The 22,910-nt window shown below is 48.6% G+C and carries 24 protein-coding genes; 13 read left to right on the top strand and 11 right to left on the bottom strand.

The features are described 5' to 3' along the window. Positions 1-3: 3 nt before the first annotated feature. Entirely contained in the window at positions 4-177 is a 174-nt protein-coding gene (locus FB479_RS30610) for a YlaF family protein (protein ID WP_007722723.1), read from the bottom strand. A 119-nt stretch (positions 178-296) separates the two neighbouring features. Here FB479_RS30610 and FB479_RS23530 point away from each other — a divergent pair, with 119 nt between their 5' ends. After that, positions 297-917 (top strand): PilZ domain-containing protein, encoded by a 621-nt coding sequence (locus FB479_RS23530; RefSeq protein WP_106654172.1) that lies wholly within the window; start codon positions 297-299, stop codon positions 915-917. Positions 918-1,464: 547 nt separating this feature from the next. After that, on the top strand, positions 1,465-2,583 hold the full coding sequence (locus tag FB479_RS23525; protein ID WP_106654173.1) for a PQQ-dependent sugar dehydrogenase: 1,119 nt from the start codon (positions 1,465-1,467) through the stop codon (positions 2,581-2,583). Here FB479_RS23525 and FB479_RS23520 read toward each other — a convergent pair. The 3 genes from FB479_RS23520 to FB479_RS23510 are packed head-to-tail and all read right to left on the bottom strand — an operon-like array spanning position 2,555 to position 6,732. Continuing rightward, on the bottom strand, positions 2,555-3,811 hold the full coding sequence (locus tag FB479_RS23520) for an MFS transporter (protein ID WP_142066899.1): 1,257 nt from the start codon (positions 3,809-3,811) through the stop codon (positions 2,555-2,557). The two genes, FB479_RS23525 and FB479_RS23520, sit on opposite strands and share 29 nt — an antisense overlap. Positions 3,812-3,868: 57 nt before the next feature. Further along, a complete protein-coding gene (locus tag FB479_RS23515; RefSeq protein WP_142066898.1) occupies positions 3,869-5,011 on the bottom strand; it encodes a winged helix-turn-helix domain-containing protein in 1,143 nt (380 codons plus the stop codon). Beyond that, the gene (locus tag FB479_RS23510) at positions 5,002-6,732 is read right to left on the bottom strand and encodes a sigma-54 interaction domain-containing protein (protein WP_142066897.1); all 1,731 of its coding nucleotides are present in this window, start codon (positions 6,730-6,732) and stop codon (positions 5,002-5,004) included. Before FB479_RS23510 ends, FB479_RS23515 begins: the two co-directional genes overlap by 10 nt. A gap of 201 nt (positions 6,733-6,933) precedes the next feature. Here FB479_RS23510 and FB479_RS23505 point away from each other — a divergent pair, with 201 nt between their 5' ends. From FB479_RS23505 to FB479_RS23475, 7 genes are all read left to right on the top strand, one after another. After that, positions 6,934-7,854, top strand: a complete 921-nt coding sequence (locus FB479_RS23505; protein ID WP_106654177.1) for a proline dehydrogenase family protein — start codon at positions 6,934-6,936, stop codon at positions 7,852-7,854. 75 nt (positions 7,855-7,929) lie between these two features. Then, entirely contained in the window at positions 7,930-8,859 is a 930-nt protein-coding gene (locus tag FB479_RS23500) for a DNA-3-methyladenine glycosylase family protein (RefSeq protein ID WP_142066896.1), read from the top strand. Positions 8,860-8,978: 119 nt separating this feature from the next. Continuing rightward, the gene (gene brnQ, locus FB479_RS23495) at positions 8,979-10,313 is read left to right on the top strand and encodes a branched-chain amino acid transport system II carrier protein (RefSeq protein WP_106654179.1); all 1,335 of its coding nucleotides are present in this window, start codon (positions 8,979-8,981) and stop codon (positions 10,311-10,313) included. Between the two features lie 193 nt (positions 10,314-10,506). Then, positions 10,507-11,205 carry a response regulator transcription factor gene (locus FB479_RS23490; protein WP_106654180.1) on the top strand — a complete coding sequence of 233 codons (699 nt, stop codon included), beginning with the start codon at positions 10,507-10,509 and terminating at the stop codon, positions 11,203-11,205. After that, positions 11,205-12,641, top strand: coding sequence for a sensor histidine kinase (locus FB479_RS23485; RefSeq protein ID WP_106654181.1), 1,437 nt, complete (start codon positions 11,205-11,207; stop codon positions 12,639-12,641). The genes FB479_RS23490 and FB479_RS23485 overlap by 1 nt, the downstream gene beginning before the upstream one ends. A 159-nt stretch (positions 12,642-12,800) precedes the next feature. Further along, positions 12,801-13,172: a hypothetical protein gene (locus tag FB479_RS23480; RefSeq protein ID WP_106654182.1), complete on the top strand. Its 372-nt coding sequence runs from the start codon at positions 12,801-12,803 to the stop codon at positions 13,170-13,172. A 145-nt stretch (positions 13,173-13,317) separates the two neighbouring features. Continuing rightward, the gene (locus FB479_RS23475) at positions 13,318-14,337 is read left to right on the top strand and encodes a S66 family peptidase (protein ID WP_142066895.1); all 1,020 of its coding nucleotides are present in this window, start codon (positions 13,318-13,320) and stop codon (positions 14,335-14,337) included. A gap of 67 nt (positions 14,338-14,404) precedes the next feature. Here the strand turns inward: FB479_RS23475 and FB479_RS23470 are convergent, their stop codons facing one another. From FB479_RS23470 to FB479_RS23460, 3 genes are all read right to left on the bottom strand, one after another. Next, positions 14,405-15,343, bottom strand: coding sequence for a DMT family transporter (locus FB479_RS23470; RefSeq protein WP_142066894.1), 939 nt, complete (start codon positions 15,341-15,343; stop codon positions 14,405-14,407). A gap of 145 nt (positions 15,344-15,488) precedes the next feature. Next, the gene (locus FB479_RS23465) at positions 15,489-16,007 is read right to left on the bottom strand and encodes a GNAT family N-acetyltransferase (protein WP_106654185.1); all 519 of its coding nucleotides are present in this window, start codon (positions 16,005-16,007) and stop codon (positions 15,489-15,491) included. Next, positions 16,004-16,459, bottom strand: coding sequence for a DinB family protein (locus tag FB479_RS23460; protein ID WP_106654186.1), 456 nt, complete (start codon positions 16,457-16,459; stop codon positions 16,004-16,006). The genes FB479_RS23465 and FB479_RS23460 overlap by 4 nt, the downstream gene beginning before the upstream one ends. 140 nt (positions 16,460-16,599) lie before the next feature. Between FB479_RS23460 and FB479_RS23455 the strand changes: the two genes are divergently transcribed. After that, the gene (locus FB479_RS23455) at positions 16,600-17,010 is read left to right on the top strand and encodes an acyl-CoA thioesterase (RefSeq protein WP_142066893.1); all 411 of its coding nucleotides are present in this window, start codon (positions 16,600-16,602) and stop codon (positions 17,008-17,010) included. Between the two features lie 5 nt (positions 17,011-17,015). Here the strand turns inward: FB479_RS23455 and FB479_RS23450 are convergent, their stop codons facing one another. Continuing rightward, entirely contained in the window at positions 17,016-17,396 is a 381-nt protein-coding gene (locus tag FB479_RS23450) for a hypothetical protein (RefSeq protein WP_142066892.1), read from the bottom strand. Between the two features lie 96 nt (positions 17,397-17,492). Between FB479_RS23450 and FB479_RS23445 the strand changes: the two genes are divergently transcribed. Continuing rightward, the gene (locus FB479_RS23445) at positions 17,493-18,197 is read left to right on the top strand and encodes an HAD family hydrolase (RefSeq protein WP_142066891.1); all 705 of its coding nucleotides are present in this window, start codon (positions 17,493-17,495) and stop codon (positions 18,195-18,197) included. A gap of 71 nt (positions 18,198-18,268) precedes the next feature. Here the strand turns inward: FB479_RS23445 and FB479_RS23440 are convergent, their stop codons facing one another. From FB479_RS23440 to FB479_RS23430, 3 genes are all read right to left on the bottom strand, one after another. Next, positions 18,269-18,454 carry a hypothetical protein gene (locus FB479_RS23440; RefSeq protein WP_106654190.1) on the bottom strand — a complete coding sequence of 62 codons (186 nt, stop codon included), beginning with the start codon at positions 18,452-18,454 and terminating at the stop codon, positions 18,269-18,271. 217 nt (positions 18,455-18,671) lie between these two features. Continuing rightward, positions 18,672-19,592, bottom strand: coding sequence for an ABC transporter ATP-binding protein (locus tag FB479_RS23435; RefSeq protein ID WP_106654192.1), 921 nt, complete (start codon positions 19,590-19,592; stop codon positions 18,672-18,674). Beyond that, on the bottom strand, positions 19,592-20,305 hold the full coding sequence (locus tag FB479_RS23430; protein WP_106654193.1) for an ABC transporter permease: 714 nt from the start codon (positions 20,303-20,305) through the stop codon (positions 19,592-19,594). The genes FB479_RS23435 and FB479_RS23430 overlap by 1 nt, the downstream gene beginning before the upstream one ends. A 108-nt stretch (positions 20,306-20,413) precedes the next feature. Here FB479_RS23430 and FB479_RS23425 point away from each other — a divergent pair, with 108 nt between their 5' ends. Next, positions 20,414-21,130, top strand: a complete 717-nt coding sequence (locus FB479_RS23425; protein WP_142066890.1) for a response regulator transcription factor — start codon at positions 20,414-20,416, stop codon at positions 21,128-21,130. After that, positions 21,127-22,866: a sensor histidine kinase gene (locus FB479_RS23420; RefSeq protein ID WP_142066889.1), complete on the top strand. Its 1,740-nt coding sequence runs from the start codon at positions 21,127-21,129 to the stop codon at positions 22,864-22,866. Before FB479_RS23425 ends, FB479_RS23420 begins: the two co-directional genes overlap by 4 nt. Positions 22,867-22,910: the final 44 nt, after the last annotated feature.

Here is a 22,910-nt window from a genome sequence, read left to right as displayed (position 1 = left end):
AGGTTAGCGCATATGCTTGCGCTTGTACGAAAAGCCAAATCCCATCAACGAGAAGGCAACAACGATACAGCCAAGGATACCGAGGGGGCTTTTTTCCCCAATGGCAATGCCAACTCCGATGAGACAGGCGGTTACCAAAAATGCCAAAGCCAGTGTTACCAATTGATAACGATTCATCGGTCTGTAACCTCCTATCTGTCAATGTTCCCATTATACCTTATTTTCCGCGAAAAGCATCCAGGTAAAGATTTCGGAAATCCCGGTAATATATTTGTGCGAAGTGGTGGAGAACGCAGATGGAAAGCATAATACAAATTAGAAAAGGGAATCGAGTGATAGAAGGTCATGTTACCTATGAAGAAGGGGACTTGATCGAAGCCGTATTTCCCAGCCCATTGGATGTCACAGTAGGGGATCAGATCCCTTGTCTATTGACGGCTGATTATGAAACGATCAATACGTTTGAAGCTGTAGTCGTGGCTAAAGACAAAAATCGCTTGTTTTTGTTCCACTCTCCAACAGCTATTGAGTTTCGGGAACAGCGCAGACGCTATCCCCGTTTCGACATGGAGGTAAAGGGCTGGATTCAGTATCCGACGCAGGAGCCAGACTCATTTTTTTCCGTCTATAGTCAAATGGTGTACTTGGTGAATTTGAGTCTGGGAGGCTTGGCATTCCGCTCAGACAAACAGATTCCTGCGGATCAGCAAATTGTCTTTTCCTTTGAATTGTATGGTCGCAATCGCCCGGATGGGGTAGTGAAAACTGACCTGGTTATCATTCATGAACGAATAGAGGGTCCGAACTATTTTTACGGCTGCACGATCAAAGGAATCAATGCTCGTCATTTTCACAATTTGCGAAAGTACATTTTGCATCGTCAAATTGAGGAACGAAGACAAGTGAAAATCGAGTAGGTCTTTTCGTAAATTGGTTCAATGGGGACCAATTTTTTTTTTGCCTTTTTGGCTGGTGAGATTGGAGTGGCTGTAGGGGAGGGAAGAAGCGGATTTCCAGTCTACGCTTCGGCCTACGCCCTGCTGGGAGACGGGGACTGTCCGCTTCCGAACAATTGGCGGGAGCGCTTCAAAAGTAGAGGTTCGAAGAAGGAATTCAGAGGTTGAAGCTGAAAACCCCCGCCAATTATTCTGAAGCTGAGTAGGGCTCCAGAGGCGCTTGGACTGGAAATCCGCTTCTTCCTACGCGGCTTCAGTCAACATTTGAAAGGCATAAAAGAGGAAAAAAGACAAAGAAAAACGTAAATACCTCTATGACTAACAAGCAAAAAGATATAAAAAAACTGGAAGCCCACCTCAGCTGTTCGGCTCTGGCACAACTGCTGGAGGGCATCCAAACAGTTTTTTTGCGCAGCGAAAAGAGGAACATAAGCATAATTGAGCGAAACTTTGTCTAAAATGCTTCCTGATTCCTGCTGGACAAATCGCACAGGGAGGAAAACGTGAGATGTGGAAAAAATGGATGGTGTGTGTGCTTACCTTGATCTTGAGTATTCCGGTTGTGGCCTGCGAGGCGAATCCTGCAATGGAGTCGCAGCCAGCTCAACAGACTCTTCCATATCGGATGGAGGTATTGGCTGATCAATTGGATGTGCCTTGGGCGATGGATATAGCCTCAGATGGCCGGATCTTTTTCACAGAGCGACCAGGAAGAGTGCGAGTGATCCAGTCAGGCAAGCTGCTGCCGGAGCCGCTCATCTCATTTTCTGCCCCGTTCATAAGCGAGGGAGAAGGCGGGCTGTTGGGCCTTGTGCTCGATCCCGATTTTGTAAATAACCACTACTTGTACGTCTACCATACATACAGAGAGGGAGAGGCTACTTTCAATCGGGTTCTGCGACTGCGAGAAGCAAACCATACAGCGCAAATTGACAAGGTGCTCCTCGACAAAATCCCGGGAAGCTCGATCCACAATGGAGGACGGATCAAAATCGGTCCGGACCAGCGTCTCTATATTACGACAGGCGATGCGAATGAGCCGATGCTTTCGCAGGATCGGGCAAGTCTCGCTGGAAAAATTTTGCGCATCAATCTAGATGGAACCATTCCTGCCGACAATCCTTTTTCCGGCTCACCTGTATACAGCTACGGTCATCGCAATCCGCAAGGCATCGCATGGTATCCGGATACAGGGATACTCTACAGCTCGGAGCACGGCCAGACTGCACATGATGAGATCAATCGGATCGAGCCGGGCGCAAATTACGGCTGGCCGGTCATTTCAGGTGAACAGCAAAAAGAGGGGATGAAAACCCCCCTCCTGCAAAGCGGTGATACGACGTGGGCTCCTTCTGGCATGACGTTTGTATCCAAAGGGCCGTGGAAAGGACAAATGCTCGTAGCGAACCTCAGGGGCAAGCAGTTGCAGAAAATTAGCTTGGACCCTACAAAGCCCGATACAGTATTGGAGGCTGCCGCATTGTTCCCAGACGAGTTTGGACGACTGCGTGATGTCGTCGAAGGAAAAGACGGCACACTCTATTTGTTGACCAACAACCGCGATGGTCGTGGAAATCCGAGAGAAGGGGACGATAAAATTATCCGACTCGTTCCGATCCAGCCGTAGCGGTAGCAACAGCCACGTCTTTTATTCGATTCCCCCAAATCCAGCGCTGCAAGAGGACAGCGCCTCCGCCAATCGCAGCGATTAACATTCCGACCCATAAAAAAGCGGTGTTTGGACCCCAGATGGTCATAATGACGCCACCGAGCAACGGAGCAATAATGAAAGTGGCGCTCGTCAATGAATCGATAATTCCCCTCACGCGGCCCAGTGCTTGCGGGGGGCTTTCTTTTTGTACCAGATAATTCGCGCCGACCGTAGTAAGACCTGTTCCTAGCCCAGCCAATATCGCGGGAATCAGCAGCCAATACATGCCATCACCCGGCTGGAATAGTCCAATCCACGAAAAACTAATCCCGATGAGCAAGACGCCACCGCCCAGCACCCACCCATAGGAGCGAAGCTCTTTTAAGCGATGTAGCCAGGTGACGGTGACAAGTGCACCTAATCCAATGACACTGACCGTAAACCCGAGCATTTCCGGATTGTCGGGCAGCTTCTCGCGGAAGATCACGGGAAACTGTGTATCCGCCAATTGAATCGCTAACGAGGTAATGGTTGCGAAAATCGTGCTGAACAACAGGACACGGTTTTGCAAAAAGATCCGCCAGCCCTCTTGCCAGGCTTGACGGTAAGGGAGGGGCTGCTCTTTTGCAAATGGACGAGACAATGTATTCTCCACTTTACGAATCGTGAACAGAAATCCAGTAGAGAGAAGGAAGGTCGAAGCATTAATCATCAGACAAATGGCGGGTGCAAAAACGGCCGCTACCAACCCTCCCGCAAGTGGACCGATCAATTTCCCCATCTGGTATACGGCTCCATTCAAGGCAGAGGCTTGCAACAATTGATTCTCAGGTACGATTTGACGTGTCAAGGTCTGCTGCGCTGGATCATTAAAGACAGAGGCACCTGAACGCAGAGCAATAACCACCAGGAACCAGAACGGAGTAGGCATGGCAAGCAAAAGCAGAGTGAGAGCAGCCTGAATGATATTCATGGTCATGATCATCCGAACCTTGTTCACGCGGTCTGCAAGCACCCCGGCAAACTGCCCGAGCAAAATGCTTGGAGCTGCATAGGCAACGGGCAGGAGGGCCATCGTCATCGGATCAACCTTCCATACAAACCCCAACAGGATAGATACCGCGATAAAATCAAACCAATCGCCAAGCGTAGACAGTCCGTAAGAGATGAACAGCGTGCGAAACGTTCTATTTTCTTTTAACAAAAAAATCCCTCCATCGATCTGTTATCTCGATGATAAAAGGGATTTGTCAGAGGAATATCAGATAGGGGTAGAGATGATAGCACGAATCTTTTTCTGCAAATAGTCGAACTGGTACTCTTCGGATAATTCCGTCCACATTTTCTGGTATTTGCGCTCCCATTCTGCATCGAAGCCGAAGTGCTTCAAGAACAACAAAATACTTTGTACAGCATAAATCAGGTGAGGGACGAACTTGGTGGCACGGACGACTTCGATGCCTTCGTCGACCACGCGGCGCGCTTTGGCAATCTCCTGTCGATGGTACAAACAAAGCCCGCGAGCAATGGTGAAGCTGCCGAGCTCACGCTGCATGGGGAGTGTCCGCAAGATGTCATTTGAGCGATGAATTACTTCCTCCGCCTCATCCACCTGACCCATTAGGAGATACAGGAAGGCTTCTTCCGCTTGAAGAAAGAGATGAAAGCCGTTTGAATTTACTTTTTCGACAACCTCTCTTGCGGGTAACAACTGTTTTTTTGCTCGCTCCCATTGCTTCGCATGGGTGTATACGCCAACTGCATTGATTTTCATCTCATCCTGAAAAGTAGCAGGCATGCTTTCCAGATTTCTCATTGCCCATTCAAGCACGTCTATTGTTTTTTGTGAGTCCAATTGTGTCATATGGTACAAATGGAACCAATAAAACAGTTTGTCTGACTTAGGTGTAGCTTGATCCTCGATAAACCAGCTGAAGTCACCGACAACAAACCGCAAATAGGTAGCGTAAAAAGAATCCATCTGGAAGCCAAGCACTTGCTGATTCGCATAAAGCGTCTGCAAAGCGGCCCCCATACCCATGCCGTGGTAAGTGGTTAGCATCTTCTGGATGTTCTCGGAGAAATCGCTGTTCAATACCGTTGGACTAGGCGATTGCTGCTCTTTTAGCGTAAGCCGATAACCGACTCCTCGGACCGTATCAATCGTGAGCAGATGCGACCACTTTTGCAATTTTTTCCGCAAGCGGTAAATGTGATCGTCGATCGTACGGTCTGTCGGTTCTTCCATTGGCCAGACACGATCCAGCAGATCACTCCGTGAAAAGGCCCGGTTTTTCCATGTGTACAGAAAGTGAAACAAGGCGTATTCCTTTGGCAAAAGGACTATCGTTTCCCCAGCATAATGGATTTGATACGCATCATCCGACCATGTTATCAATCCCATTTGAAAGACTCCTCGTTTATATTGAACTTCTTCATCTTATTGTAAAGGGTGCCGCGGGATACGCCGAGTAGCTCGGCTGCTGCTTTTTTGTTGCCGTATGTGCGCTCCAACGCTGCCAGAATGCGCTCTTTTTCGTTCGCAGGTGGAGAAGTGTACGCAATCGACGGACGTATGATTGACGGCGGTGTCGGAGTCGGCTGCCCATACGTTCCCCCGATCTGCGTGAGCACAGAGACGTGTGTGGGTTCTGTGTGACTGCGAATGACAGACGGCAGATGCTCAGGCAAAATAACGCCGTTTTCTTGCAGGATCGACAGACGTTCAATGACGTTGCGAAGCTGTCGGATGTTCCCCGGCCAACTGTACTCGAACAACGCTTGCATGACCTCGGGAGAGATGCGTGGTACAGAGTGGTCATGGGCGACCGAATACTCATGAATGAAAATTTGCACGAGCTCTGGCAAATCCTCACGTCGTTCGCGCAGTGGCGGGATTTCCAGAGAAAAGACGTTCAGCCGATAATACAAGTCCTCGCGAAAACGACCGTCTGCAACCATTTGCTCCAGCTGTCGGTTTGTCGCCGCTACGATCCGTGTGTTAACGGTAATCGGCTCTGTTCCTCCTACACGGTAAAACTGCCGTTCCTGCAAGGCGCGAAGCAGCTTGACCTGTAATTCTAGCGGCAGCTCCCCAATTTCATCGAGAAAAAGTGTCCCACCATGCGCCAGCTCCAGCTTGCCAGGCTTGCCTTTTTTTTCGGCCCCGGTAAAAGCACCGCCTTGATAGCCAAACAGCTCACTTTCGAACAGAGCAGCAGGAATGGCACCACAGTTGATCGCAATAAAAGGCTTCTCATGTCGGCGACTTGCCTGATGAATCGCTTGGGCAAACAGCTCTTTCCCGACGCCGCTTTCACCATAAATCAGCACAGTCGCATCCGTCTGCGCGACTTTTTTTGCGGAACCAATAGCGGATTGTATGGAGGCGGAATGCCCCTTGATCGCGTAAAACGGATCGTCCGCTGCCTGAAACCGACTCATCTCTTGCTGCAAATTGTGGAGATGGGCCGTCGTATGTGCTAATTCTTCATTGAGACGAACCAGCTCCGTAATATCCTGTTCTATGGAAATCGCGCCGATAATCTCACCCTCGCGGCGAATCGGTGCTGCATTAATGAGTACATGACTGTCTGGACGAGGAATGTGATAGACACGTTGAACAGATGTTCCTTGGCGCAGCGCATCGAGCAGACGGATCGATTCACTAGCGAAGTGCTCATCGAGGGAAGTTCCAACGACTTGGGCGCGATCGATTTCATAAATCGTTTCTGCTGCCCGATTCCAGTGTTGGACGACATTGCGGGAGTCCACGATGGTGACAGCCTCACTCATCGTATCCATCAAAGTACTGAGCAGTGCGGACTGGTTTTGGGTCAACACGACAAAGGCAGTCATGAGCTGGTATGGCTCGACCATTCCCGTCGCAGTCCCGGATTCATCCGCAATGACGAGTGTCGGCAGATCGGAAACGCTTGGGCCAGCGAGAATATGGCTGATGGATTGTTCGAGCGTGGTTGTAGGAGAGACGATGAAGACTCTGCCCTTTCGTTCCTTATCAACCCATTCACCTACGGTTTCACCTGTGCGTATTTTGACAATATCAGGTGGTATCGGAATCGCAAAGGAAGCGAGTGTACTATCCAGCGAAAATAACGGTTTCAAATCGTCACCTCTTATCCAAACTAACAGGAAAAGGTCTCGGCCCTGTTGTGCATCTGATCAAAAGTGTACAAGAATAGACACGCTATGTACATATGTGTTGAAAATGTCGTTTAGACATCACGATAGCGCTTACGAGAACAAGTTGGCACGATTCATGCTAGTAGAAGTGGACAGAGTACGTTGAGGAGGAGACAGTCAACGATGGAACAAGCTATGAAGGATTTCTTTCTATTTTTATCCAAAAACAAAACCTTGAATTCTGCCGCGAAAAAGTGGGGTCTGCGCTTTGGAGCGAGCCGCTTTGTATCCGGTCAAACCATTGCAGAGGCAATCAGCGCCGTACGCAAGCTGAACCAGCAAGGCCTCGTGTGCACGCTGGATCATCTGGGCGAATTCGTGTTCAGTGTAGAGGAAGCAAACGAGTCTGCTGACTATTGCATCAAAACGCTGGAAGCGATTCACCAATCCGGTGTCGATTGCAATCTTTCGTTGAAAATGACTTCGCTCGGTCTGGACATCAGCCGTGAGCTTTGCATGAACAACATGAGACGCATTTTGGATTCGGCTAAGAAAAATGGAAACATTTTCGTTCGTATCGACATGGAGGACTACGCACACAATCTCGTGACCATGGAGATTTTGAACGAATTACTGCAAGAGTACGACAACGTAGGAACCGTTATTCAGGCGTATCTCTACAAAGCAGCGGACGACATCGACAGCCTGAAGGACAAAAAAGTGAACTTCCGTCTCGTAAAAGGAGCTTATAAAGAGTCTCCTGAAGTCGCTTACCCGAACAAGCCAGATGTGGATGAGAACTACAAAAAAATCATCAAGCAGCATCTGTTGAACGGTGGGTACGCTGCTGTGGCAACCCATGACGACAACATCATTGATTTTGTGAAAAAGCTGGAAAAGGAACACAACATCCCGCGTACACAGTTTGAATTCCAAATGTTGTATGGTATTCGCACGCAGTCCCAAATTGACTTGGCTCGCGAAGGCTATAAAATGCGTGTTTATGTACCATATGGAAACGACTGGTACGGCTATTTCATGCGCCGTCTGGCAGAAAGTCCGGCAAACGTAAAATTTGTTCTCAAAGGGATGTTTACGAAATAAGTTTTGCGAAGTATACTTGACACCTTCGGAGGATTCTCCGGAGGTTTTTATTTTATCTGGAAAGGTGAGAGTCTTGTGAATTGTTCGATTATTTCGCTTACTCCCCCGTATTCTTTTGACCGGTTGCTTCGGCGTCTCGAGACACATCCAGATACGCAGATACGTGTAAATAAAGAAAAAAATAGCCTAGAGCGCGTCTTTCGTATCGGCTTACGGCCTGTTCTGGTCCATATGCAATTTGTGGGCAGCTTGGAAGAACCCGCATTGCGCTACGAGACACAGGCGAATTTGTCTACGACAGACCAGCAGCTGCTAGAAAAAATGATCCGCCGTACTTTTAGTGCCGATTTGGATCTATCCGTTATTTACGAGCAGATGAGGGAGGAAAAGGAACTCGCCATCCTGACCGAGCGGTTTCGCGGTCTTCGTCTTATGCTGGATGCCGATTTGTTTCAATGCATGGTCAAGACGATTATCGGACAGCAGATTAATCTGACCTTTGCAGCCAATTTGACCGAGAGGCTGGTTACACTGGCAGGTGACCCAGTAGAAAACCCAAACGGCGAGGGCATCATCGCTTTTCCGACACCTGATGCGGTAGCGAGATTGACAGTGGAGGATTTGCGTTCTCTGCAATTTAGTCAGCGAAAAGCAGAGTATATGATCGATTTCGCCCGTGCCATTGTGAATGAAACGGTAGATTTGGAAAGACTATGGACAATGAAGGACGAGGAAATCATTACTTACCTCACTTCGCTGCGAGGAATTGGACGGTGGACAGTAGAGTGCCTACTCATGTTTGGGATGGGGCGTCTAGATCTGTTGCCGGCTGCTGACATCGGATTGCGAAATGGAATTGTTCTCCTTTATGGTATGGAATCGAAACCAAATGAAAACGATATTCGCAAGCTAGGGGAAAAGTGGGCTCCATGGCGCAGTATCTACTGTTTGTACGTATGGGAAGCAGTAGGGGCGATCAAGAGAAAAGAAGTATTTGAACTGTAAAAACTTTCATTTTTAACAAAAGTTCAATTATTTTAAAAAATTAAAGGTTGAATAGTGAGTAAATTTTAAGTTATACTAATGAAAATTTTATTTTATTAAATAATATTGAGAGGATTCATATGAAAGAACTTTCCACGAAAGAAACAATAACAATTGGTTTGATGCTGTTTGCCCTATTCTTTGGAGCAGGGAACATGATTTTTCCGCCAGCGCTAGGACAAGCTGCAGGAGATAATGTTTGGATCGCGATGATCGGCTTTTTGATTACTGGTGTAGGTCTGCCTTTACTGGGAATCATTGCGGTAGGCTTGGCTGGAGGTAATTTGCAAACGATGGCGTCAAGAGTCCATCCGATATTTGCAGTCGTGTTCACCTTTGTTGTTTATCTGTCAATCGGACCATTCATGGCGATTCCGCGGACAGGTACAGTAACCTTTGAGATGGGCGTGTTGCCATATTTGCCTGAATCCATGAAAGGCAGTTGGGTACCGCTTTTTGTTACAACCATCGTCTATTTTGCCATCACGTTCTGGTTGAGTCTGAACCCGAGCAAGCTGGTGGATCGAATCGGTAAAATTTTGACACCTGCTCTCTTGATCATCATTGGTCTGATGTTTGCCAAATCACTCATTTCTCCTATGGGTGAGGTGGGACAGCCGACAGGCGCCTATCAGGATACAGCATTCTTCAAAGGCTTTGTCGAAGGGTATCTGACGCTGGATGCATTGGCTGCGATGGTGTTTGGTCTCGTAGTAACAACGGCCGTTCGGGATAGAGGCATCACTGATCGCAAAAAAGTGATGTGGTCCACAATCAAAGCCGCTTTCCTCGCTGCAATTGGACTCGGACTCGTATACCTTGCCCTCAGCTATTTGGGAGCGACCAGTGTATCGTTTGCGAAGTCGGAAAACGGCGGACAAATTTTGACCGGGGTCGTGCATCAACTGTTCGGTCCGTTAGGCTCGCTCTTGCTGGGAGCAGCGGTTACGCTTGCTTGCCTCACCACTTCTGTTGGCCTCGTCACAGCGTGCAGTCAATTTTTCTCGAGTCGTATTCCTGGCATCTCCTACAAAAAAATGGCTGTGATCCTGTGTGTGTTCAGCGCTGCGGTAGCAAACGTAGGCTTGACGCAGCTGATTACCTTCTCCGTGCCTGTTTTGATGGCGATTTATCCGCTGGCAATTGTACTGATGCTGCTGACGTTTTGTGATCGATTGTTCAATGGACATCGTGCCGTATACGTAGGCGCGATCACGGCAACAGCTGTCATCAGTTTGTTGGATGGAGCGTCCCAGTTGGGATTGTCTATCGACTCGCTGACACCAATCTTGGAACAATTGCCACTGTACAAAGTAGGAATTGGATGGCTGGTGCCAGCCTTTGCAGGCGCACTGGTAGGGTTGTTGTGGGCTAGCCTCACACGCAGTGTCCCGATTGTAAGAGAAACGAAATAAAAAATAAGTGCGAGTGGGCTGTGGGTCCACTCGCTTTTTCATTGTCGCAAACCATTTTGTCCTGCTTTTACCAGCTGGATAGGACTTCTATCCGTCCACAACACGGGTGAACTGTGTTACCATGAAAAAACGTAAATTGTCTGAACGGCATGCTACCTTTTATGTCGTTTTGAAAGAAGGGAGGTTATTGGCTATGTCCACGATGAAAGTCTTGGTTGCCGATGACGATCCAAACGTACGCGAAATTATTCGCCTTTATTTTGAAAAACAACAAATCGAGCTCATCGCAGCAGCAGATGGACGAGAAGCTCTTGAGATGATGGAAAAGGAACAGCCGGATGTGGTCATTCTCGATGTCATGATGCCGCAGGTGGACGGCTTTGAAGCATGCCGGGAAATCCGCAAGAAGTGGGATACGCCGATTATTATGCTGACGGCAAAGGATGAGGAGTTTGACCGTGTTCTCGGGTTGGAGCTCGGAGCGGATGATTACGTGACGAAGCCGTTTAGTCCACGTGAGATCGTTGCTCGTATCCGCGCGATTATGCGCAGACTGCAGCCAAAGCCAAAAGTGGAAGATGAAGCAGTGCTCCGTACCTTTGTTTTTGATCAATTGACGATCGATCTGGATAAACGGGAAGTGATCGTTGCCGGGGAAAAAGTGAGCTTTCGCCCGAAGGAGTTTGACTTGCTTGTTCAACTCGTCAAATCGCCGGGAAGTGTATGGTCGCGGGAGCAATTGCTGGAACAAGTGTGGGGCTTTGATTATTTTGGTGATGTTCGAACGATCGATGTTCATATTAAAAAGATCAGACAGCGTTTAGACAAGCTCCCTTATGAGTGCATTCAAACAGTTTGGGGGATCGGCTACAAGTTTGGGGTGGATAACTGATGCTAGGCTTGTCGAAAAGTATCTACCGCAGACTGCTGGTCAGCTTTTTGGCTACCGTTTTGGTGGGGCTGGGGATTACGGGTATCGTTCTCTCCTTTTTTACGAGAGAGTACATCTACAACGCCAAAGAAGAAGAGCTTTTACGGATGGCGAAAAAAGTGAATGCCGCAATCCATAACAGCGATGACGTAAACAAACGGCTCTTGGACAAGCTGGCGATGCTGGACGAGTCATTTGATACCCGCATCTGGTTATTTGATACGGAAGGAAAAATTGTCGCGACTTCGATGAAGGATGAGATGCTTACAGGCAAGTCTGTGGCAGTTTCTATCGCGGATAACGTGCTGAACGGAAAAAGCGCGGTAACCGAGCTGCAAATCGAAGGTCTGGATGACCCGATGTTGTCAGTCTCCGTCCCGTGGGGCGAGGGCGAAAACGTCTATGGCGGAATTATTTTGCATGCGCCGATTGAAGGAATTGAGAAAACCTTTGGTCAAATGCGTGAGTCGATTTTGTGGGCGACCTTGTTTGGAGTTCTTCTTTCTACGATCATGGTTTCGTATTTGTCATGGTCAATCTCCCGCCCATTGCGAACCATTGAGAGAACAGCGGCTGAAATTGGTCGCGGGAATTATGCAGAGCGCGTCCAGGTCGATACGTCTGACGAGATCAGCGACTTGGCGCAAACGATCAATACGATGGCACAGAAGCTGGAGAAGGTAGAGCAGGAGCGTCATCATCTGGAGCAAGTGCGCAATGATTTTTTGGCGAATGTCTCCCATGAATTGCGTACACCTCTTACCGCGATCCAAGGTTTTCTCGAGGCGTTGCAAGACGGCTTGGTAGAGGAAGAAGAGGCGCGACAAAAGTATTACGCTGTGATGTATACCGAAACGATGCAAGTGAATCGCTTGGTGGATGACCTGATGGACTTGATGAAGCTGGAGAACAACGAAGTAAATCTGGCCAAGTTCCCTGTCGATGTGGCAGATGTAATGAATCGGGTTGCTTTTTCCTTCCATCAAGAAGCAGAGGAAAAAGGGCTTCGCATGGGAGTAGAGGTAGAGGACGAGCTGCCAAGAATTTATGCCGACAAGGACAGGATCGCGCAAATTCTGAAAAATCTGGTGAAGAATGCACTCAAGTTTACGGCTACAGGTGAAATTCGCATGCGTGCTTCGCTGGAAGAGGAATACGTACAGATTCAAGTGATCGATACAGGGATGGGGATTGCAGCAGATGACCTGGACCGCATCTGGGAACGTTTTTTCAAAGTGGATCGGGGACGTTCCAAGAACAATAAAGGGACAGGGCTTGGACTCGCCATTGTAAAAGAGCTGGTAGAGCTGCACGATGGCAAATACAGAGTAGAGAGCACGCCTGGGAAGGGCAGTACTTTTACGATATGGCTTCCGAGGATTAAGCCGGAGAACTAAATCATGATCCGATCAAAATGATCATGGTCATACTTTTTTCATATTTTGATCATCGTTTTTTCCCACTTTCCTTACAGAATGGTTATCTTTGCCCGTTACGATATAGGTGTGACAGCGAGAAGGTCACGAAGCCAAGGAATGAAAGAAAGGGGAATGAACATGAACAAAAAATGGTTCTCCATTGCCACTGTCGCATTACTCCTGTCTGGCAGCTTGGTTGCCTGCTCTGACACAACAGGTACACCTGAACCGGCGACACAACCAGAGGGCACGACAAGCGAAACCGCACCGGGGTCCTCCACTTCTGATAGCGGACAATCGACCGATAGCTCGGTTTCGCAAGATCAGTCTACAACGGACGCTTCTACGGACAGCTCTGATGCATCGACGGGCACAGGATCGTCTACGGAAGCACCTGCGACAGATGCCAATTCTAATGCAGGTACCAGCACTGGATCGCCTGGTGCTGCGGGAACCGAAAGCAGCGGTTCCACTGAACAGTCTACAACGACTGACGCCAGCAAGAAGTAATCATTCACGAACTGGAAACACGTTCGTTTGAACTCCTCTACTTCCCTCCCGTTTTATATACCTTGATGACGGCTATAGGCCGTCTTTTTTTTGTTCTATTTCATGGTATGATTATCCAAAATCATACATAGCGGGAGGGAGAAGCATGATCACGTATCCAACGTTGAAAAAGGGCGCTACTATTGGGGTAACTGCGCCATCATCAGGTGTACCAGAGGATTTGCATGAGCTAATCAGGCTGGCATGCAGTCGTATGGAGAGCAGGGGGTATTCTATCTTTTGCAAAGATACAGTCTGGACACAGGAAAAAGCCAAGTCAGCTCCCGCCACAAACCGCGCTGCCGAATTCAACGCACTGATGCAAGATGAGAACGTCGATATCATCATCCCTCCCTGGGGTGGCGAGCTGCTGATTGAGATTTTAGACAAGCTTGATTTTCATGCCATGCAACCAAAATGGGTGTTAGGCTATTCAGATGTGAGTGTGCTGTTGCTCGCGATTACATTAAAAACGGGGATGGCTACGGCCCATGGGACGAATCTGGTAGATTTGCGCGGAGCAGATATGGATGAGACGACGGCCATGTGGGAAACGGTTCTGTCAACGCAAAGGGGCGAGTCGGTCTTGCAGTACTCTTCCCCGATGTATCAAAAGGAATGGCAGCATGCGAATCCTTCGCCGCATATCTTTCACCTGACGGAACCGACTGTATGGAAAACCACACAGACTACACCCCACGTAAATATGCAGGGACGGCTACTTGGCGGCTGTATCGATATCATTCGCCATGTGATCGGAACACCGTATGGGGATGTGCAAACATTTCAAAAAGAACAGATCGGGAATGAGGCGATCATCTGGTATTTGGAAAACTGTGAGCTTTCTGCGACTGATCTGCGCAGGTCATTGGTACAAATGAAGCTGGCCGGATGGTTCGATCATTGCGCGGGGATCATGTTTGGTCGCAGTCCAGCGAATCAGGCGGTCGAGGGCTATACCGTGGAAGACGTCTATCAGGAGCTGGCTGCTGAGCTGCAAGTCCCTGTCCTCTACGATGTAGATTGTGGGCATATGCCGCCACAGATCACGTTTATTAATGGAGCTTTTGCTGAAGTGGAGCTGTCTTTTGGAAAAGGAAGCGTCCGCCAATATTTTCGTCCATAAGTATAAAAAAACGAGGGCTTCCCAATGGAATGGGAAAGTCCTCGTAGCATGTAAGCATACATAATTTTTAGCCTTGCTTCTCGTTGTAATGGGGTAGAGAATGTTCCTCCGTCGATTCACGTGTACGCAGAGTGGACAAGGCGACACCGAGGAAAATAAATGCACCGCCAGCGAAAAAGCCGACACTCAAATGCTCATGCAGCAACAGCCAGCCTAAAAATGCACCGACTATGGGCTGAACAAAAAAGAACCCGGCCCCACTCCCTGCGGGCATCAGCTCGAAGCCTTTATTCCACAAATAAAAAGCACCTGCGGTAGAAATCATCCCGATATAGAGGACGCCTGCCCAGATGTCCCAACCAAATTGCCAGGAGACAGGCGTGACAGACAGCTCCCAGAACATGAGCGGACTCGTAAAGATAATGCCAAACAATGCTACGTAGGTAGTGACGAGCAGGGACGAATAGCGCTGCGTTGCTTTTTTGCTGAGAACGGTATACAATCCCCAGCTAATCGCTGCTACGAACAAAATCAGGTTGCCTGCCAGGGAAGACTGGGCGTCAGCTTGATCTGGAACACCGATGACGATGATGACACCAATCGTCGCTAACAAAATACCCGCTGCCTGCTTCAGATGGATGCGCTCCTTTAATAGCCAGACCGCAAAAATGGCAATAAAGGCAGGAGATGCGGAGGTAATCAATGCACCCATGTGGGCAGTAGACAGCTTGGTACCAAGAAATTGCGCAGCGATTGAGATTGTGACCCCGACGAAGGCGATGGCCATCAGTAGAGGATAATCTTTTTTCGCGACACGCTCCTTGCGAGCAACGGTAAATGCTCCCAACACGACGAGAGCAATGCAAAAGCGCAAAATCAATAGCGTAAACGGTGGAATCACTTCCAACACGACCTTGCTGACGACATAAACACCGCCCCAGATCGCTGCGGCGAGAGTCAGGCAGACAGCACCTAAAAACATTTGCTTCCATTGTGATTGTGACATAACAAGTCCCTCCCGGAATCATGAATCAATCATTCGAGCGTTATTCCGTAGCCGGGAGGCAGTAAGAAAACCGCTTCCTCACCGACTAGGAGAGGAGGGTGGGCACATCATTTTCAAAAAGACGGTTCATGTATTTCTCACCTCCTTAATTAGTAGGGGGTAGCCACTTGGCTAGCAGCAGCACCGGTTGTGTCAGACGACCGACTGGTGCCTCCACCTGACGGTACTGCTCATAGCCAAGCCGCCCCCAGAAAAGAAGAGCGGGTTCATTATGCGCAATGACACCGTGATGAACATGCTGACTGCCATGTTGGATGCAGTAAGCTTCGATGACTGCCACTGCCTCTCTTCCAAAGCCCTGCTGCTGATAATCGGCATGCAGAAGCAAGAGACTAATCCAGCTTTTTGGATCCTTTTCACTGGAGAGGATGATATGGATGACTCCAATGATCGTACCTTCGCGAGTAATGGCGAACCAATGCCCAAAAGGAATTCCGATGGTGGCGTCATATTCGGCTTCCAGTTCAGTAAGACTTACTGTGCTCGTGCCGTTGCGAAGCTGATTGTACTCTGGATTACTGTTGTAGGTGGCGAGTAAGTCGGGCAAGTCCTCGCGCAGCAATTCGCGAATAATGAGCCGCTCACCTGTCAGAATGAGACTCATTGAGGTCCTCCGTACTTTCGGATTAGTCCAATCTGTCCGCCGTGGTAGCCCATATGATAGATCAGTCGACCAAGTGCCTGACGGGGAGTCAGCGTGGCGATCGGTGCTTCACAGGGGATGTCCCACGCGTCTTTAGGCAGGGCAGCCAGAGAATCCAGCAAGTGATGGTAGGCAGCATCTTTGAAGGCAAGCAAGGCAGACAAGTCGGTAAAGTTTCCTTCATCCTTTACAGGTCCAATTGTCGTGAGGGTGATTTCGGACGGGATTGCTCTGCCGAAAAACATCATACAGAATCGATATTCGACTTCCGCGATGTGATGAATCAAAAATCCGATGGAATTGGAGCCCGGAGCCAGCTTCCAGCCAAGCTCGGCTTCTTCCAAATGGACGAGTGCATCCTGATACCGGGAGCGAGCTGTTTGCAAGGTCGGCAATAGTTCTTGTTCGAACATCCAATCTTCCTTTCTGGTGTTTCTTTTTATTATAGGAAAAAGATCAGGAAAGAACAGCATGATCATTCGGAAAATTTTGAATGAATGTTCACTCAGCTGTCTGAATTCGTTATACTGAAGAAAAACAAGGAGTGAGAACGATGGCTCATCGCTATCATCTAACTGTGCGTTCTACTGATATTGACGTAATCGGACATGTGAACAATGCCAAGTATTTAGAGTACATGGAGTGGGCGCGTTTTGAGTGGATATGGGAGCAAGGATTTACGCTGGATGAATTGAGGCGACGGGCCATCATGCCGGTAGTGGTCAATATTAACATTAACTACCGCAAAGAGTTGAAGATGCGTGAAGAGGTAACGGCGATTACTACGGTGGTCAAGGTGGGTGAAAAAAGCTTCGTCATCCGCCAGGAGCTGTACAACGCTGCAGATATATTAGTGGCGGACGCCGATGTGACGATGGTCATGATCGATGCGAACACACGCCAATCTATTTCTTTGCCAGCTGAGTTGAAAGAGGCATTGCTTGTGGAATTGCCTAAAAGCTAAATGCTTCAGGATGATTTGCGAATGAAATCGAGGCGGAAATTATTCCATTCAAGAGCACGCAGCGCCAATGTCTCCAAGATACGCTCATGGCGATCTTGACCTTCTTTTAACTCAGCAACATCTTGCTTCAACATGGCGACATCCTGCTTTAGTTCGGCAACGTCTTGCTTCAGTTCGGCGACATCCTGCTTAAGTACGGCAACATCCTGCTTCAGTTCGGCAACGTCCTGCTTGAGCACGGCAACGTCGGCTTTTAACTGGTGAACTTCCATAGTCAAAGCGTCCATCTTGGCATCCAATTCGTCCTGCCGATCCATAAGAGCATGAACAACCAGACGCAACTCATTCATACCCTCTATCAAAATATCCAGTTTTTCGTTAGACATGTTTCCACCTCCTTTTTCCGTTACAATGATCATAACAAAAGACAGAGTCCTATGCACAATGAAACGCAAGAAAAAGGAAGGGGAAGCAACTAAGCCATGTCCAAATTTACCACAATCCTATTTGATCTCGACGACACTCTCTTCGATTTTTCAGCTTGCTGGGAGAAAGGGATGCAGCAGACGATTGCGACCCATGCACTTACAGCAGAACTAGACCAAGAGAAATTCCTTGAGGCTCTGCGGCGCCACGGAGATGATTTGTGGGTCGATGTGATTGCCAAACGCTACGATTTTACGCAATACAGAAGGTTGCGTTTTCAGCGAGCCATGGCTGATTGCAACCGACAGATTGAAGTGGAGCAGGTCGACGATTTTCAACGCGCCTATCAGGCCGCATGTATGGATGCAGTCCAGCCAGATGTCACTGTTCAGTCCACCATTGCGAGATTGGCAGAAGAGCATACACTCGGGATTGTCACCAATGGTCCTGTCGATATGGCTTTTATCAAGCTGGAGCGGTTGGGATTGTCTGCGTATTTTCCGCAGGAGCGAGTGTTTCTCTCCGAAATCATCGGACATCATAAGCCTGATCTGCGCATTTATGAACATGTTCGCGAAAAACTCGGTGTTGATAGCAAGCAGGTGCTGTTCGTTGGAGATACGTGGGAGGCAGATGTAGCAGGGGCGATGGACGCAGGCTTTTCAGCTGTTTGGATCAATCCACGAGGGAAAAAGCCTACTTCCGAGCATCAGCCACTCGCTGTCATTGAACGACTGGATCAGCTTCTCGCAATCTTGTAGAAAAAGCAGCCCATTGCCCCATAGCCGCATACTTGCTGGCTGTTTTCGGTGGCGATCGAGCTGCTTTTTTTCTAGGTGTTTTCTTGCTTCTTTTGTTCCTCGCGTTTTGCGTACTGCTTTCTCATGAAAAGGATGAGCGTAACGATAATCAACCCAATTAAAATTCCGACAGCTCCCGGTGTAAGATCTCCCCAAAAGATTTTATACAGCAAAATCCCTGTCAGGATAACGGCAAACTCCAGATACCTACTAGCCATGCGAATCTTCCCCCATTTACATGAGCCTGATTATCGTTGGTATCTACTAACCTGATCTTTCATTTTTTCATGCTAACTCTTCCTGTATTTTGTGATGAAAAAGATGAGATTGAGGACAATCAGGCCAATTGTGATCGACATACTTCCGTTGGTCACACTTTTACCTATAGCGATGTTGAAAAGCAGCATTCCGGATAGAAGCACGGCAAAAACGAGATTAAGCATCATGAGACTCTTCCCCCATAAAAATTCGTTCAAGCGAAGGTACTTCAACGTTCACGCCATAAATATCCACACGTGCCTGAACAAGAGCACGAACGAGGGTTGCCACTTTTTGATCGTCATCGACCTGAATCGAGAGACGCCCGTCTTCCCAAATCGTATTGCGCCCGAGGGACTCAATAAAGGTGCGCAGGTTTCCAGAATCCTCCGCAGCAAAAGCCGAGTGACGCACATGCACAGATCGCCATGCCAGATGGGCAGCTTGCAGCTCATTGAGAGTGCCGAGTGAACTGATTTTCCCGCTTTTCATGATGGCGATACGGGTACAGATTTTCTCGACTTCATTCAAATTGTGTGAGGTCATGAAGATCGTTTTTCCTTGTTGATGGAGCTTGCGCAGTAAATTTTGAATATGCAAGGCTGATTCGACGTCCACGCCAGAAGTAGGCTCATCGAGGAAGATGAGCTCCGGGTCTCCGACTAATGCTTGGGCGATGCCCAGCTTCTTTTTCATCCCGAAGGAAAAGGTTTTGGCTTTGCGGGATGCATGCTCCTCGAGCTCAACGGCTGTCAGGATACGCATGCACTCTTCTTTTGTTAGTGTGACGCCTTTTACCCGAGCGAAATAGTGCAGGTGCTCCGCAGGAGACAAATGGTCGTAGAAGGTGGAGTAATCCGGCAGTACACCAATTCGCTTTTTCCATCCTTCCTTATTGGCATCCTCCCCAAACATGCGAATGGTGCCCGCTGTCGGAATCAGAATGCCTGTGAGCATATTGATAAAGGTCGATTTTCCTGCGCCGTTTCGACCGAGGAATCCGAAAATCTCCCCGCTGTGCACAGTAAGACTGACGTCATTCACGACCGTGCGATTGCCAAAGCGCTTGTTCAACTGTATGGTCTCGATCATTGCCATTAACAATCCCTCCGTCGGAATAAGTACATAGAAGCGATCAGGAATGCTGCAGCATAGAGCCAAATGAAGCCGGTCCAGACGCCGCTTTTTTCCATAAATGAAAAGGGTGTCAAATATTTAATCCATGGTGCTGCCGGGTGACTGGAGAAGGTGCTCCACAGTCCAAGACCTGGCATGATCAGTGCGATCACAATTCCCAAAAACATCGTGTAGCTGGGGCGAGGTATGACGAGCGAGAGCAGCAGTGCCAGCGAGATGCAATAGATAAGCAGCGATACGCAAAGGTAAAAGGTCTTGGCGTCAAACGTTTGTACGGTGGCGAAAACTACGCCAAACGTAATAATCATGCAGGTTAGCCAGAAGAACGCGACTCCGAGAAATTTCCCCAAAATGATCCGATTGCGTGAAGTTCGGGTGACGAGAAAGCGAATCGTCCTGCCCGCTAGCTCACGATTTATGACATCATGAGACAGGCTGAATACAAACAAGGGCCCGAACAGCATGATGAGTGCAAAGATACCAAGCGCATGTCCCTGCGCCAGCTCCTTTTGCGGGAGAAAGCTTGCTGCCTGATTGACGAGGTCAGAAACCAAATACGAGATGCCGACGATAAAGGCAACGGTAATTAACGATTTGATACTTTTAAACAACCGAAAAAATTCGTGTTGGCAAATAGCCCACATAGGTGAATCCGCTCCTTTCTCCTTCATCATAAAGGCCAGACCTTTCCCCTACTAAAACACTACCTTACCATTTCCTTATCTTTTTTATCGGCGTCGTTTCTCATGGTAGAATGAATGACAGCAAGGGAGGGAACGGACATGGAGAAAGAAGCAAGAATCTTGCTGGTAGATGATGAAGAAGCGATTTTGCAGATGCTCCAAACAGTGCTGAAAAAGGAAGGCTTTGTCCAGATCGATACATGTACGACAGCAGCAGAGGCGATTCGTCTCGTGGAGGAGAAGACATACGACTTGTTGATTCTGGATGTCATGCTGCCTGATAAAAATGGATTTGAGCTGTGCGGAGCAGTACGCCAGCGAACGAAGGCACCGATCTTTTTTCTGACAGCAAAGGGCACGGATTTTGATAAATTAAGCGGATTTGCTTATGGAGCGGATGATTACATTACGAAGCCGTTTCATCCACTAGAGGTCGTTGCCAGGATGAAGGCTCATCTGCGCAGAACCTTGGGGGGATCTGCTCCAGCCCAGGAAGAAAAGCGCTTTGATTTTAGACGTTTTCAAGTAAATGTGGAGGCAGCCGAGCTGTTCGTGAATGGAGAGCGAGTGGACTGCCCGGCGCAAGTATTTTCATTGCTCGTGTTTTTCTGCCAGAATCCGAACCGGGTATTTACGAAAGAACAAATTTACGATCACGTATGGAAAGACGAGTACGGGATGTTTGATGAAAATACAGTCATGGTGCACATTCACAAGCTGCGTCAGCGCATAGAAGAAAATCCGGGACAGCCAAAGCTCCTGGTCACGGTGAGAGGGCTGGGCTACAAGCTGGTTAGTCCGGCAAGACAGTCATGAATTTGCGGAACAAGCTGATCTTTCAATATGTCCGGCAACTGTTCGGGTTTCTCCTCGTCTTGCTGCTATTTCTGATTATCGCGATGCTGGGGTTAGGCTGGCGCATAATGAACGAGCAGTTGTCCACCGATTTGTCCAGGCTGGAAGCGTCTGATTTGACATTGAAGGTGGATTACGAGGGGGAGCGTATTCACGTCGATCCGGAAATCGAGAAGAGCGTGGCGAGACATCAAGGCTGGTTGCAGATTATCGACAAGCACGGAAAAATCCTGTACAACTATCGGACACCTGCTGACGTTCCCAGTCAATTTGGGCCAGGAGAGTGGATTAGTTATGTAGAAGATCGTGATGCTTCTCCCTATCACATCACGCACTGGGTTATAAATCAATTTGACGAAAACATGATCATCCTCTATGGAACACCCGCTCCAGAAAAAGAGATGATGCAGCGCCTGATCGCAGCAAAAACGGGAACGAGCAAGGAGACATGGGACGAGTTGAACAAAAGCTTTTCCCAAGAAGAGGCATGGTACGTGGTATACGATCGTACGGGGAAGCTCATCCATCAATGGAATCGCCCGAACGCTTCTGCCCAGTTAGACATGACGGAAGCTCTTCAGAACGGCGAGACAGCAAAAAATGTTCCTGTCCGCATCACGAGTCGATATGACACGAAGAGCGACATGACGTACATAGTGGGCACTCCGAATCCAACCTATCAGTCTGGTGTCCAAGAAACGTCTGAGGATGCCATGGTGAAGGAAACGTTCCTTCAGATCGGTATTCTTTTGATCCTGGCTGTTCTATTCGCAGGCAGCTGGTATGCGTGGCGGGTAGGCAAGCCGCTCTTGCACATGGTGAATTGGCTGGAAAGACTGGCCCAAGGCCGCTATGAAGAGCCCATCGGGAAAAAAGGGAAACCAATCGGAAGGAATTGGCGAGGGAAAGAAAAGAAGTCATTTCGTGTGTTCAAGGATGTGTTTGACGCGCTCCGGCATTTGAGTGAAACTTTGCGTTCCAATGAAAAGCTTCAGCAAGAGATCGAGCAGACGCGAGAGGAATGGATTACCGGGCTCTCCCATGATCTCAAGACACCGCTGAGCTCGATTTACGGTTATGCTACCTTTTTGGAGTCCGAACAGTATGAGTGGGACAGAAAAGAAGTCAGCGAATTTGGGAAAACGATACGGGAAAAGTCAGACTACATGAACGGGCTGATTGAGGATTTGAATTTGACCTATCGACTCAAGAACCAAGCTTTGCCGATGGTCAAACAACCTGTCGCGATCGTAGAAACCATACGCAGGATTGTGGTGGATATGGTGAACGATCCGAGCTCGTCTTTGCATGACATCGAATTTTCGGCGAATGTCCAATCGATAACGGCCGAGGTTGATCCAATCTGGTTTCGCCGCATCATCGTCAACATTTTGACAAACGCGATCAAATATACCCCGGCAGGTACACATGTGCTCGTAGAGGTACAGTCGATTGCAGCCGATCAGTTTGTGGTCAAAATTGCGGACAATGGTCCGGGCATGGATGAGACGACACTGGCCAATCTGTTCGAAAGATACTACCGAGGTGGGCATACAGGAGAGAATACCAGTGGAACGGGACTGGGCATGGCGATAGCCAAGCAGCTCGTCTTGGCTCACGGGGGTGAGATTACGGTGGACAGCAAGCTGGGTAGCGGAACTGTTGTCGTGATGACCTTTCCTGCGGTTACCAGCTAGTTGGTTTCCTAATAAAAGCCAAGGGATTCGCGCTGTCCCTTGGC

This window comes from Brevibacillus sp. AG162 (genome assembly GCF_006715575.1).
In the GTDB taxonomy this organism is placed as follows: domain Bacteria; phylum Bacillota; class Bacilli; order Brevibacillales; family Brevibacillaceae; genus Brevibacillus; species Brevibacillus brevis.
Note: the sequence above shows the minus strand (reverse complement) of the source record. Positions and strands in the feature narration are given on the sequence as shown.

Bases quoted from the DNA above. Each gene is read 5' to 3' on its own strand.
- FB479_RS23465 (WP_106654185.1), bottom strand. From the start codon at position 16,007: ATGAGTCTCATTCTGACAGGTGAGCGGCTCATTATTCGCGAATTGCTG.
- FB479_RS23430 (WP_106654193.1), bottom strand. From the start codon at position 20,305: ATGATGAAGGAGAAAGGAGCGGATTCACCTATGTGGGCTATTTGCCAA.
- FB479_RS23480 (WP_106654182.1), top strand. From the start codon at position 12,801: ATGAACAAAAAATGGTTCTCCATTGCCACTGTCGCATTACTCCTGTCT.
- FB479_RS30610 (WP_007722723.1), bottom strand. From the start codon at position 177: ATGAATCGTTATCAATTGGTAACACTGGCTTTGGCATTTTTGGTAACC.
- FB479_RS23515 (WP_142066898.1), bottom strand. From the start codon at position 5,011: ATGGGATTGATAACATGGTCGGATGATGCGTATCAAATCCATTATGCT.
- FB479_RS23425 (WP_142066890.1), top strand. From the start codon at position 20,414: ATGGAGAAAGAAGCAAGAATCTTGCTGGTAGATGATGAAGAAGCGATT.
- FB479_RS23455 (WP_142066893.1), top strand. From the start codon at position 16,600: ATGGCTCATCGCTATCATCTAACTGTGCGTTCTACTGATATTGACGTA.
- FB479_RS23485 (WP_106654181.1), top strand. From the start codon at position 11,205: ATGCTAGGCTTGTCGAAAAGTATCTACCGCAGACTGCTGGTCAGCTTT.
- FB479_RS23470 (WP_142066894.1), bottom strand. From the start codon at position 15,343: ATGTCACAATCACAATGGAAGCAAATGTTTTTAGGTGCTGTCTGCCTG.
- FB479_RS23450 (WP_142066892.1), bottom strand. From the start codon at position 17,396: ATGTCTAACGAAAAACTGGATATTTTGATAGAGGGTATGAATGAGTTG.
- FB479_RS23445 (WP_142066891.1), top strand. From the start codon at position 17,493: ATGTCCAAATTTACCACAATCCTATTTGATCTCGACGACACTCTCTTC.
- FB479_RS23475 (WP_142066895.1), top strand. From the start codon at position 13,318: ATGATCACGTATCCAACGTTGAAAAAGGGCGCTACTATTGGGGTAACT.
- FB479_RS23435 (WP_106654192.1), bottom strand. From the start codon at position 19,592: ATGGCAATGATCGAGACCATACAGTTGAACAAGCGCTTTGGCAATCGC.
- FB479_RS23460 (WP_106654186.1), bottom strand. From the start codon at position 16,459: ATGTTCGAACAAGAACTATTGCCGACCTTGCAAACAGCTCGCTCCCGG.
- FB479_RS23505 (WP_106654177.1), top strand. From the start codon at position 6,934: ATGGAACAAGCTATGAAGGATTTCTTTCTATTTTTATCCAAAAACAAA.
- FB479_RS23490 (WP_106654180.1), top strand. From the start codon at position 10,507: ATGTCCACGATGAAAGTCTTGGTTGCCGATGACGATCCAAACGTACGC.
- FB479_RS23530 (WP_106654172.1), top strand. From the start codon at position 297: ATGGAAAGCATAATACAAATTAGAAAAGGGAATCGAGTGATAGAAGGT.
- FB479_RS23440 (WP_106654190.1), bottom strand. From the start codon at position 18,454: ATGGCTAGTAGGTATCTGGAGTTTGCCGTTATCCTGACAGGGATTTTG.
- FB479_RS23420 (WP_142066889.1), top strand. From the start codon at position 21,127: ATGAATTTGCGGAACAAGCTGATCTTTCAATATGTCCGGCAACTGTTC.
- brnQ (WP_106654179.1), top strand. From the start codon at position 8,979: ATGAAAGAACTTTCCACGAAAGAAACAATAACAATTGGTTTGATGCTG.
- FB479_RS23525 (WP_106654173.1), top strand. From the start codon at position 1,465: ATGTGGAAAAAATGGATGGTGTGTGTGCTTACCTTGATCTTGAGTATT.